Annotated in this window: 11 protein-coding genes; 8 read left to right on the top strand and 3 right to left on the bottom strand. The window is 44.2% G+C overall.

The window, feature by feature from the left end:
• The first annotated feature begins 8 nt into the window (after positions 1-8).
• Positions 9-815, top strand: coding sequence for an RnfABCDGE type electron transport complex subunit B (locus tag ACYVRA_RS11755; RefSeq protein ID WP_461252898.1), 807 nt, complete (start codon positions 9-11; stop codon positions 813-815).
• On the opposite strand, the gene ACYVRA_RS11750 is transcribed toward ACYVRA_RS11755, so the two are convergent.
• From ACYVRA_RS11750 to ACYVRA_RS11740, 3 genes are all read right to left on the bottom strand, one after another.
• The gene (locus ACYVRA_RS11750; RefSeq protein ID WP_461252897.1) at positions 794-1,927 is read right to left on the bottom strand and encodes a glycosyltransferase family 4 protein; all 1,134 of its coding nucleotides are present in this window, start codon (positions 1,925-1,927) and stop codon (positions 794-796) included. The genes ACYVRA_RS11755 and ACYVRA_RS11750 overlap by 22 nt on opposite strands.
• A gap of 202 nt (positions 1,928-2,129) precedes the next feature.
• Positions 2,130-2,585 carry a transcriptional regulator NrdR gene (gene nrdR / locus ACYVRA_RS11745; RefSeq protein WP_461252896.1) on the bottom strand — a complete coding sequence of 152 codons (456 nt, stop codon included), beginning with the start codon at positions 2,583-2,585 and terminating at the stop codon, positions 2,130-2,132.
• A gap of 371 nt (positions 2,586-2,956) precedes the next feature.
• Positions 2,957-5,416 (bottom strand): response regulator, encoded by a 2,460-nt coding sequence (locus tag ACYVRA_RS11740; RefSeq protein WP_461252895.1) that lies wholly within the window; start codon positions 5,414-5,416, stop codon positions 2,957-2,959.
• Between the two features lie 175 nt (positions 5,417-5,591).
• On the opposite strand from ACYVRA_RS11740, the gene ACYVRA_RS11735 reads away from it, so the two are divergent.
• The 7 genes from ACYVRA_RS11735 to ACYVRA_RS11705 all read left to right on the top strand — a co-directional run bounded on the left by ACYVRA_RS11735 (position 5,592) and on the right by ACYVRA_RS11705 (position 12,169).
• A complete protein-coding gene (locus ACYVRA_RS11735; RefSeq protein ID WP_461252894.1) occupies positions 5,592-6,029 on the top strand; it encodes an RrF2 family transcriptional regulator in 438 nt (145 codons plus the stop codon).
• A 192-nt stretch (positions 6,030-6,221) separates the two neighbouring features.
• A complete protein-coding gene (locus ACYVRA_RS11730; protein WP_461252893.1) occupies positions 6,222-6,911 on the top strand; it encodes a uracil-DNA glycosylase in 690 nt (229 codons plus the stop codon).
• A 15-nt stretch (positions 6,912-6,926) separates the two neighbouring features.
• Positions 6,927-8,912, top strand: coding sequence for a replication restart helicase PriA (gene priA / locus ACYVRA_RS11725; protein ID WP_461252892.1), 1,986 nt, complete (start codon positions 6,927-6,929; stop codon positions 8,910-8,912).
• Between the two features lie 10 nt (positions 8,913-8,922).
• Entirely contained in the window at positions 8,923-9,501 is a 579-nt protein-coding gene (locus tag ACYVRA_RS11720; protein ID WP_461252891.1) for an epoxyqueuosine reductase QueH, read from the top strand.
• A 140-nt stretch (positions 9,502-9,641) separates the two neighbouring features.
• Complete coding sequence (locus ACYVRA_RS11715; protein ID WP_461252890.1) at positions 9,642-10,391, top strand: tRNA threonylcarbamoyladenosine dehydratase; 750 nt, start codon at positions 9,642-9,644, stop codon at positions 10,389-10,391.
• 6 nt (positions 10,392-10,397) lie between these two features.
• Positions 10,398-11,138, top strand: a complete 741-nt coding sequence (locus ACYVRA_RS11710) for a tRNA 2-thiocytidine biosynthesis TtcA family protein (RefSeq protein WP_461252889.1) — start codon at positions 10,398-10,400, stop codon at positions 11,136-11,138.
• A 227-nt stretch (positions 11,139-11,365) separates the two neighbouring features.
• Positions 11,366-12,169 carry a zinc ribbon domain-containing protein gene (locus tag ACYVRA_RS11705; RefSeq protein WP_461252888.1) on the top strand — a complete coding sequence of 268 codons (804 nt, stop codon included), beginning with the start codon at positions 11,366-11,368 and terminating at the stop codon, positions 12,167-12,169.
• The last annotated feature ends 70 nt before the right edge of the window (positions 12,170-12,239 follow it).

Genomic DNA, 12,239 nt, shown 5'->3' with positions numbered 1-12,239 from the left:
GGTGTAATATGAATATGATTTTATTTGCGATAATTTCCATAACCGCTATCGGCGCGATTTGCGGCATAATTCTCTCCGCCGCGTCAAAACTTATGTATGTAAAAACTGACGAGCGCGTAATCCGGCTTCAAGAAATTTTACCTAATGCTAACTGCGGCGCTTGCGGTTATCCCGGCTGCTCGGGGTACGCGCAGGCTCTCGCTGACGGAAAAGTAGCAATTAACCTTTGCACGCCGGGCGGAACGGGAGTCTTGTCAAAAATAAGCGCGATTCTTGGGGTTGAAGCCGGCAGCATAGAAAGAAAGAATGCGGTTATTCATTGCATAGGTTCCACTCAATTTAGAATTAAAAAAATGGAATACAAGGGAGTGCAAACCTGCGTCGCGGCGAAACAATTTTTTGGCGGGCATACCGCTTGCACATTCGGATGCCTCGGTTACGGCGACTGCAAATTCGCGTGCCCGAGCAACGCTATTTGCGTAGAAGACAGGCTTGCCCGCGTAATTCCAAGCCTTTGCACAGGCTGCGGTCTTTGCGTTAAAACATGCCCCAATAAATTAATCTGGATAGAGAACTCAAATATACCCGTGATTCTCGCGTGCAATAACATTGAAAAAGGCGCTGTAACAAGAAGAAAATGTAAAACAGGCTGTATCGCCTGCGGCAAATGCGTAAGGGAATGTAAGGATAACGCTCTAGTTATTGTAGATAATCACGCGAAAATTGATTATTCAAAATGCACGGGGTGCGGACACTGCGCGGAAGTCTGCGTTTCAAAAAACATAATTAAAAATCAATTGCCGGCGGTTTCATAAATTATCTGTAACGTTTTCCCTACGCACTTGTCCCATGAGAAGGCTTGCGCCCTTTCAAGGCCAAGCCGTTTGCATTCGTTGTAAATATTACGGTCCGTGCTGACTGTAACCATTCTGTCCGCCATGTCTTCCACGCTTAAAGGATCAAAATAAAGCGCGGCGTGTTCGGCGGTTTCAGGCAGAGACGCGGCGCGCGCGCATAACACCGGCACCCCGCAGGCCATCGCTTCTACCACGCCCATGCCAAACCCTTCGTACATGGACGGATAAACTGCGAAATCCGCGCCGGCGTAAAGCTCAGGCAGGCTTTTGGGGGGAAAATGCCCCGTAAAAAAAATATCGCTTCTCCAGGGAGAGGAAGAAGCGGCTTCTTTAACAAGAGCGGCGTTGTTGCTGTCGCCGCCAGCCAATACAAGCCTGTGCGGAAATTTTGTTTTTTCTTTAAAAATGTTAAAGGCGTTTATCAGGCGGATATGGTTTTTTATAGGATGATCAATTCGCGACACGCAAAGCACGTAGGGCCGCTTAAAACTAAAAGGCTGGATTAAAATAACGCTCTCCTCGTTTCTCTGCCGGGGATAAAACGATTCGTGATCAATTCCGTTAGGAACTACTTCTATTCTGTTTTCTTTTACATGCGCCAATTCAACTAATTCCTTTTTTACAAATTCGCTTACGGCGATAATTCTGTCCAGTCTGCGCAATGAATTCGGAAAAATCATTCTTAAAAACACGCCAAGATGAACCCTTGTCTTGCGGCTGCCGTAATAAGCCGCCATATCGTGAACGGCGCCTATTGTAGGACACGGCGATTTATACGGAAGATGGCGGTGGGCGGCGGCAAAAAAACACGCGTCAAATTTTCGGTTTAAGGCAAATTTTGGGTATCTGTAAACGTGCCATAGTGAATTCGCCGTTCTTCCGTGAATTGAGCATTGCGGAATAAATTCAAAATTCGGCGCTACTTCGCTGTACGTATACCTGTCATATTCCCAGCCAAAAAGCTCAAATAGTGCTTCTGACGGCTTTATGCGTTTTAAAAATTGGGTTAAATACATACCCACTCCGGACTTGCCGCCGTCACAGGCAAAAGTATCCAGCCCTATTTTCATCAAGTTCCTCCGGGGCGTTATGCAAATAAACGCTGTCTTATCATATCATAAATCTTAAAACGTGTCAGTTAAAAAAAGACCGCGTAAAAGCATTACGCTATTACGCGGTCTTAAGAAAAATCCCTTCAAAACGAAGGGGACTGCCGGTTTTTCCCGTATCTATACGGGAACCCCCGCCCAAAACCGGCAACAAACCTCAAGGTTATTCACCAACTTGCTTAATTTCCTCAATAAACTCCTCTAAATCATTAAAAGACTTATAAACCGAGGCAAAACGGATGTATGCCACCTTGTCCAAGGCTCCAAGCTTCTTTAAAACCAATTCCCCAATAACCGAACTTGAAATTTCACGGCTTCCTTTGCTGATAATCGCCGTTTCATCCTCAATTTCATTCACAAGACTCTCAATTTGCATCTGTGAAAACGGCCTTTTTTCCAGCGCCCGCACCACTCCCCGTTCCAATTTTTCCCTGTCAAAAGGCTCTCTCCTTAAATCCTTCTTGATTACCATGAACTGTCTTTCATCAATTTTTTCGTAACTTGTAAACCGGTAATTGCAGTTTATACATTCCCTGCGCCTGCGCACGGCATCCCCATTAGCCAAAGTCCGCGATTCAATTACCCTGTCCTCAACAGTCCCGCAATGGGGGCAACGCATATAGTGTCTCCTGCCTATAAACTTACGCTATATATAGTACCATATATATAGCGTACCTGTCAATAGGTGGTACTATATTTTGTGTGGTTTTTTAATTGGGGAGTTAGTATTCTGTAACATCTAAATATTTACAAAAGACCTCTCGTAGAGGCGCAGGAGACTGTAGGAAAAGTATTTTTCGCAAAGAATCTCACGCAAAGGCGCAAAGGACGCAAAGTTGTTGTTCGCAAGATCATCGTTTTTCCTTCAATATTTGTAGTTATACTAATATATTTAGTTAATAATGGGCTATCGAACAGGAACTTTGCGCCCTTTGCGCCTCCGCGCCTCTGCGAGAGAAAATTTGAGAATAATATTTTAGATGTTACTGACTAGGAGTGGGGAGTATTCAAATATACGCGTAATTTGTCTAAAACTTCGTCAAAATCTATGGGTTTGCCTACATGACCGTCCATTCCGGCGGCAAGGCATTTTTCAACATCTTCTTTAAATACGTTAGCTGTCATGGCAATTATTGGGATGGTTTTTGCTTGATGGATATTCAAAGAGCGTATGCGCCGGGTCGCGTCATAGCCGTCCATTTCGGGCATCTGTATGTCCATGAAAATCATGTCGTATTTATTTGGGGCTTCGGTAAACATATTTACCGCTTCAACTCCGTTTTCGGCGCAGTCTATCTCCAGCTTTGTCTGCTCAAGTAAGGCTAGAACAATTTCACGGTTAATTTCAACGTCTTCAACAAGCAGTAAATGCTTACCGGTAAAGATGCCGGCAATGTCCGCAGCCTTCGATTTTTCAGCTTGTTGTTCGTCCACTCCCAGACATTCATTAATCATTTCCGCAATGGTGGAAGGAAACAGCGGCTTTGAAAGAAATTTATCAACACCGGCAGCTTTTGCTTCCGTGGCGACCGAACTCCATTCGGCGGCGGAAATCATTATTACAATGGCGTCTTTTTTAACGCGCGATCTTATTTCGCGGACAAGCTGTATGCCGTCCATGACAGGCATTTTCCAATCTATAAAATAGATATTGTAGCCGCTTTTTTTCTCTATGAGTTTAAGCGCTTCTTCACCGCTTATGGCCGTATCGCACATAATTTTAAAACCTTGAGCAATATCGCTAAAATAAGTTAATACGTCCCTGTCATCGTCAACTGTCAGGATACGGACATTTTTCAAATTGACATCTGCTGACAAAAGCATATGTTTTTCATTAGCAGCGCGTTTTAGTTGAATGGTAAAGAAAAAAGTGGAGCCTTTTCCAATTTCCGATTCAACCCAAATACTGCCGCCCATCAGTTCCACTATGCTTTTAGAAATGGCAAGGCCAAGCCCCGTGCCGCCGTATTTGCGAGTCGTGCTTGATTCTGCCTGTTCAAAAGATTTGAAAAGTTTCGCCTGTTGTTCGGGGCTTATGCCAATTCCGCTGTCGTTTACCGAAACTTGCAGCGTGCAGATGTCGCTTCCTTTTCCAGCAAGGCGCACGGCAAGAGTTATAGTCCCTTGTTCGGGAGTAAATTTTACGGCGTTTCCCAACAGATTGGTAATCACCTGCGCTATCCTTTGATCATCCCCTATGAGCACGCGGGGAATTGAACGGTCGATATGCACGAAAAATTTTTGATGTTTTTCATCAATGCGGAAGTTGACGACATTCACTACCCGCCGCAGAGTTTTCTCAAGATCAAATTCCGCTTCGGAAAGCTCAAACTTATTAGCTTCGATTTTTGACATATCAAGAATATCGTTAATAACGCCAAGCAAATGGTTGGAAGCGTCTTCTATTTTAGAAAAACAGTAATCTTTGCGAATGGAGTCTGAAGCGGATTTACCTATCGCAGTCATGCCGATAATCGCGTTCATAGGCGTGCGTATCTCGTGGCTCATGTTGGCAAGGAACGCGCTCTTATGCCTGCTCTCTATATCAGATTTTTGCCTGGCCGCATCAACGTTGATAAGAATGACAATCAATATTATCGCAAGCGCGGCACCCAACATGCCGAGTATTAACTCCATATTATAAACGTGTTTATAATATATCTCTGTCGGCGTCATAAGGCCTAAACTCCAACCGTTTCTAAGCTTTCTAAAAAAACCGACGACCGAATCGTCATTCCACGCCTTAAATTGTATTCCTGAGACATATCCGTTTTTATTCAACCGATCAACTACAATTGAAATGGGGATATTAGGATCGTACATTTTCATTCCGATAAAATCCGGGTTTGGATGGCCAATCAATGTAAAATCCTGACTTGCCAATACTCCGTAACTTTTGTCTTTGGAGAAATCAGTAAAAGCGACTCTTTCCCCAATATGATCCGCCCTCACGTCAATGGCGACAACGCCTAAACGATTCCCGTCATTATCAAAAAGACAGCGGGAGTATGAAAAAACTGTTTCGCCGGTTACCGTATCTTTAAACGGATTGGTTTGCGCGATTTCACCGTTAGCTTCGATGGCGGCTTTGTACCAGGGGCGCTCCGGCGGGTTCCAACCTTCAGGCGGATTCCAGCCAATACCGTTAAAAAAGAACGGCCCCTCTGGAGATTTTTCAATATAGCCAAAAGGACCGTTAGTGCTGAAAGTCGCGTTGTTTTTTGAGAGTAAATGACTTGATATATCCGTATTATAGGCGGTCAGTTTTGCGGAATCATCCCCGCGTATGGCTAAACTTTGCACTGATTGCGCGAAATCGTCAAGTATCGTCCGTGATTCTAAAAGATCGGCATAGATTTGCGACTCAACATAATCAAGCACGCTTTCAACATGGCGTACTAAATTGATCCGCACAATTCTGCTGGTGAAGATATAGCTTAAAACAACCATTAATAAAAACGCGAAAAAAGTAAATAAAAGCTGTACATAAAGTGGGCGTTTAGAAAATATTTTTGGTATTATAATACGCGTCAATAGCATTACCTTTTTCTAATATAAACTTATTATTTATTTTATGCAACTTTAAACCTTGAATACATAGTAAATTTATGGTATATTAGGAAATATGAAAATATCAACAAAAGGGCGGTATTCGCTCAATATGCTTTTAGATTTGGCAGAGCATAAAAACGACGGTTTTATTTCCTTAAAGGATATTTCACTCAGGCAGGGTATTTCCAAAAAGTACCTTGAGCAGATTGTTACCCTTCTGAGCCGTCCTGATATTTTAAGAACCAACCGTGGCAACAAAGGCGGTTATATGCTCGCAAAAGACCCGGACAAGTACACTGTAGGACAGATTTTAAGGATTACCGAGGGTGGACTGTTTCCCGTTTCCTGTCTTGCGGATGAACCAAATAAATGCGAAAAAAAAGCATACTGTAAAACGTTGCCCGTATGGCAAGGTCTTGAAAAAGCGATAAACAAATATCTTGACAGCATTACCCTTCAAAATATTCTAAACGACTACAAAGAAGCCGGGGTAGATGAGTATTACATTTAATTCCAGAAGACTCTCACAAAGATCACAAAGGTACAAAGATCACAAAGAGGGATCAGGGGTTATTGTCCGAAGGCTATGCGCGAGCTTCACGATAAGATAACGGACAAAAACCCCCTCTTTTCTTCTTTGTGATCTCCTCTTCCTTTGTGTTCTTTGTGTGAAATCTTTAGGATCTATGCTATAGTTTCAATAATGACTAAAGAAGAAAAACAAAAAATAGCGGAGTTTCTTGATGTTGCTTCCGATCACCTCTCCTGTGGCTACCAAACTGCGATAAGGGAGTATCATTTTAGCGATGATGAATCAAAAGAGCAAGTTGACACTGCGGATACTATTGAACAAATCGCGCAGGAAATCAGGGTTTGCAGGAATTGCCGGCTTTGGGAAAAAAGAACAAACGCCGCGCCGGGAGAAGGGGTTTTACAGCCGCTTGTGCTGGTAATCGGCGAAGGGCCGGGTGAAGATGAGGACAGGCAGGGGCGGCCTTTTGTAGGAAGGGCCGGGCAGCTTTTGGATAAGATGCTTGATTCAATCGGCCTTTCGCGCAGGACAAATTGTTTTATCGCCAATGTGGTAAAATGCCGTCCGCCTTTTAACCGCGATCCCTACCCGGAAGAAACAGCCGCGTGCGCGCATTATCTTAATCGGCAGATTGCTTTGTTAAAACCAAAATTTATTCTTGTCGTGGGAAGGATCGCGGCGCAGTCACTTTTAAAAACAACCGAGTCAATAGGAAAAATTCGCGGAAAATTTACGGAATTGGAAGTTGGAGAGATGAAAATTCCGCTCATCGCCACATACCATCCCGCCGCGCTTTTGCGTAACGAAGAGTATAAACGTCCGGCTTGGGAAGATTTAAAACTTCTTCATTCAAAATTTTAAATAACGGGGCAGATATTGGCGGCTTTTCTTGATTTAGTATTTGACATTCCGCTGGATAGCAGTTTCACCTATCGTATTGACGATAAAAGTGAGGCGGCTATAGGGAAACGGGCGATGGTTCCGTTTGGTAAAAGGGACTGCCTGGGGTATGTCATTGGGGAGCGTGAAAATCCGCCACAAGGGGTTAAAGAGGAAGCGGTAAAAAAAATCCGCCGCGTGGTTGACGGCGAGCCGTTATTTGGCGAGCGGGAAATAGAAATCGCCAAGTGGATAGCGGGATTTTATATTTGCGGCACAGGGCAGGCGATTTCTTCGATGATCCCGTCCGGAAGAAGGGAAAAGATCCCTACCCTGCCCTCAGGCGATGAGGAAATTTCCCCCTCACTTTCAATATCCGACGAACAGGCGGCTGCTTTAAGCGCGATTACTTCCCCAATAGAAAATTCCAATTCAAACTTGCCGCCGATGTTCTACCTTTACGGCGTTACGGGATCAGGCAAAACTGAAGTGTTTCTTAGAGCGGCTCAATTTATGTTAAACGAGGGAAAATCAGTTATCTATCTTGTGCCTGAAATATCGCTAACCCACCAAACGGCGCAGATGATTGGAAACCGTTTCGGCTCTCTTGCAGCCACTTTACATTCGGGAATGACTCCCTCGGCGCGTCTGTCCGAGTGGATTAGGATAAAAAACGGAAAAGCGCCGATTGTCGTAGGGCCGCGAAGCGCGGTCTTCGCTCCCGTGCCTAATCTTGGGCTTATCATAATTGATGAAGAACACGACGGCTCATATAAATCGGGTAACACGCCGCGATACCACGCGCGGCAAATCGCGCTTCACCGCTGTTCAAAAGAAGGGGCGCGTCTTGTTATGGGATCGGCTACTCCTTCGGCTGAGGCGTGGAAACTTATGCAGGAAGGCGGCATAAAAAGGCTTGACTTGTCTCGCCGTCTTTCAGGCGGAGGAATGCCGGAGATAAAAGCCGTAAGCCTCGCTAAAACCGAAGGCTGTCTTACAAAGGAATTAAAAGATGAAATCAGTCTTACCGCTCAAATGGGAAGGCAGACTATTCTTTTTTTAAACCGCAGAGGCTTCGCTCATTTTTACAAATGCCCTGAATGCGGCTGGGAACTTGTCTGCAAGCGCTGCTCCGTATCGCTTACATGGCATAAAAACCGCAACCGCTGCATATGCCACTACTGCGGCTACAGTACTTCGCCGCCATCAGTCTGCCCGGAATGCGGCTGCGTAGAAGCGGGCTATCGCGGTTTTGGAACGGAAATGATCGAGGAAGAAGTGCGGCGCACTTTTCCTGATCTGCGCCTTAGCCGCGTTGACGCGGACACCGCCTCAAAAAAAAGCGGCGGTCTTGAGGAAACTCTTAAATTATTTAAAAAAGGAGAAATCGACATTTTACTTGGAACGCAAATGGTCGCTAAAGGATTGAACTTTTCCGGAGTGCGGCTTGTCGGTGTAGTGTTTGCCGACACCGGCCTTCACCTGCCCGACTTCCGCGCGGCGGAGAGAACTTTTTCTCTGATTGTTCAAGTCGCAGGCCGCGCCGGCAGATATTTCCCGGACAGCAAAGTAATCGTGCAAACCCTGCGTACCGACGACCCTGTAATTACAAGATCGTGTATCCTTGACGTAACAGGCTTTTTTAACGCCGAGTTAAAACACCGCCGCTCCCTCGGCTTTCCCCCCTACTCAAGACTTATTCGTTTTACTGTCCGCGCCAAAGAAGAAGCGAAAGCAAACACTGCTATTAACAGACTTGCGGGTATCGCCGAAAAATTACTTCCCAAAGACGCCGACATGCTCGGACCAGCCGAATGTCCAATCGGCATTATAAATAACAATTACAGGCGGCAGTTAATTCTTCGCGGCCCATCAATTGGCGCGATTCACTCCATGGCGCGGGAAACAGTATCAATTTATGAAAAAAGCAAAGAAAGCAAGGCCTACCTAGAAATTGATGTTGATCCTTTGAGTATGTTATAATTATTTAGTTATGAAACTTCTTCTTCACTGCTGTTGCGCTCCCTGTTCAGTCTCCTGTATTAGCAGTCTTCGCGCTGAAAAAATAGAGCCACGCTTGTTTTGGTACAACCCTAATATCCACCCGTACACGGAATATAAATCACGAGGAGACTGCCTGAAAGAATTCGCCAAAAGCGAAAAATTGGCTCTTACGTCGATTGATGAATATGGGTTAAGAGAGTTTTTAAACGAAGTTTACTCGCAGGCAGACGGTAATTCAATTTCTTATCGACAACGGTGTAAAAAATGTTACCGCATGCGCCTTGAAAAGACGGCGGATTTCGCGTCACGGGAAGGATATTCAGCCTTTAGCACGACATTGCTTGTAAGCCCGTATCAGGATCATGAGGAGATAAAGCGGGTTGGCGAAGATGCGGCGGAAAAATACGGAGTTGATTTTTTATATAGGGATTTTCGCCCGCTCTTCCGTGAAGGGCAATCAAAAGCCCGATCCGCGGGATTTTATATGCAGAAATACTGCGGGTGCGTGTTTAGCGAGGAAGAGAGGTATTTGGATAAGAGTTCTCACAAAGAACACAAAGGACGCTAGTTAAACGCACTGCAAAGCAGTGAAGTTGGATAATGCCGCATAGCGAGAGCACCAATAAATGCCGATGTTTAAAATAAAAGCAAGGCGGCCTTTAGGCTGCCGACAGTGCGATAAGAACACAAAGAGGGAAAAAAGTACTAATGGTTAACCCCATTTTTGAAAGACTTGTTTTACTCACCGGCAAAGAAAGTCTTGAGAAACTTAACAATACTTACGTTCTTGTTTTTGGAGCGGGCGGCGTGGGAAGCTGGGCGGCGGAGGCGCTTGTCCGCTCTGGGATAGGGAAATTAGGCATTATCGACAATGACTTTGTTTGCGCTTCAAATGTGAACCGTCAGGTGGAGGCGACTTCTTTAACTCTTGGACAGCCTAAGGCGTCATCGTTAAAAAAACGGCTTTTGGAAATTAATCCTAAATGTGAGATTACGGCGTGGGACGATATTTTTTGCCGCGAAAATGCAGGGAACTACTGTATTGAGAAATCGGATTATGTGATAGACGCTATTGACAGTTTAAACCACAAACTCGATTTAATCGAACTTGTTTGTAATGCTAATGTTACTCTCTTTTCGTCGATGGGTATGGCTCTTAAAACAGACCCCTCGCAGATAAAGACGGCTTCAATATGGAAAACAGGCAACTGCCCTTTGGCGCGGCTTGTACGACAAGGTTTAAGGAAGCGCGGGTTTTCAGGCGATTTTACCGCGGTGTACAGCACGGAAACTCCGCAACGCGCCGCAGATGAAGCGGTACTGTCAGTAAACGCAAGCGGAAACAGTCCTTATCAAGGGCGAAAAAAAGTAAACGGCAGTATTGTAACTGTAACGGCAAGCGCCGGGTTGTTGCTGGCAAGTTTGGTAATAAACAGCGTGTTTAACAAAAACGGGTAAATGGCGATGAGCAGATTTTTTAGAAAAACAAACGCTAGCGAAATCGTAAAAAAACTGGTTGTAAAAACAGTTTGCGAACGTTCCCTTATTAACGAAGGCGACCGCGTATTAATCGCCGTTTCAGGCGGGAAAGATTCTAGCGTATTATCATGGGCGCTTTCGCAAATAAAACCGGCGTTAAAAATAAATTATGAATTAGCGGGTTTGCACATAAGCACCGATTTTTGCGCCTGTTGCAAGAAATCGGTTCTTTGCAAAAAACTGGAAGAATGGGGAATTACCTTTACCGATTTATTTGTCCCCGTCATTGGCAGACTGAAAGAAGGCGAAAAAATGAACTGCTACTGGTGTTCAACTCAAAGACGGACAGAACTGTTAAAATTCGCCGTAGAAAACGGCTTTAATAAAATAGCGCTTGGTCATCATCTTGACGATATTATCGAGACCTTTTTTATGAATCTCTGCTCAAAGGGCGAGTTGCTTGCCATGCCTATTAATTTAAAATACCGAAAATACCCCGTCAGCCTTATCCGCCCTCTTGCCCTGCTTGAAGAAAAGCAAATTATTTCCTGCGCCGCGGAACAAAATATTTTAAAAAACGCCTGCACCTGCCCCTACGGTCAAAATTCAAAACGCAGAGATATGCGGGACAAAATATCGAATTTTGTCGGAAAAGAAGCGGGCGACGTTAAGCGTCGTATTCTGAAAGCTCTTGGAGAAGGAAAGATTGATTATCTAAGGATTTGATTCGAAAAATTTTCACACAAAGATCACAAAGGAAGAGAAGAACACAAAGAGGAATCAGAGGTTTTTGTCCGAAGGCTAAGCTTGAGCCTCACTATAAAATTACGAACAATAACCCCTTTCCCCCTCTTTGTGATCTTTGTACCTTTGTGTGAGATCTTGGCCATTAAATTCTATACTTTACAAAAATTGTAATCGTGGTATAATTATATTTAAATAAGGAGTAAAACATGGATGAAGAATTGAAATGCAAAAATTGCGATAAACCTTTAAAGCCGAATTGGGTATTTTGCCCGTACTGCAAGCAGCCGGTTAAAGTGGAGCCTAAAAAATGCAAGAAATGCGGCGAAGAACTTGATGATGATATGGTAATATGCCCAGTCTGCGGAGAGCCAACCGACGAAGAGGCTAAGAAACAGGCTAAAAAAAAACCCGTAGTTAAAAAACCGGCAGCTTTACCTGTAGAAGAAATAAGCGACGTTCCATTCCGTAATCTGTTTGACGCTTACAGACAGGGGAAACTTCCGTTTGCCCAGGGGTATATCGTATCTTCATTTTTCAGCGAAACGTCCTACTATTCAATTTATGAAATTGTATCTTACGCCGGCATAAAAGAAATCTTTTTAACGGATATAGGTTTGCAATTTATTACGGGTGGAAAAAAATTGTATATTTTGGTTGAACCTGACTCGTATCATCTCAAGTTTCAAGAACCTGTTTCAAGGGCGGACGGCGAGAGAATTCCAAAACACTTTAGCGAATTGGAAATTATCACCGCGAGAAATCAAACAAAGATAATGATAGCGAAAGAGCCAAACGAAAGTTTTGGTTCTTTTACAATCCTTAATCCCACCGAGAGCAATTTTGCGGTAGTGTTCTATCAATCTCCTGATATTTATAAATCGCTTGCCGAATTTTTTACTGAATCCCTTAACAGGCAAGGAAGAGTTCCAGAGCATGACGCAAGGCTGGCGGCGCAGAAGATTACGGAGATTCTTGTTAAACACATGAGTTTTGAAGGGGAGTATAAGTAAAGGTTCGAAAAGAGACAGTTGGAGAAAATTTCTCACGAAGGGACAAAGAACACGAAGAGGAAAAAAAGTA

The organism is Treponema sp. R8-4-B8, from assembly GCF_054786175.1.
The sequence above is the reverse complement of the archived record's forward strand: the minus strand, read 5'-3'. Positions and strand labels throughout refer to the sequence as shown.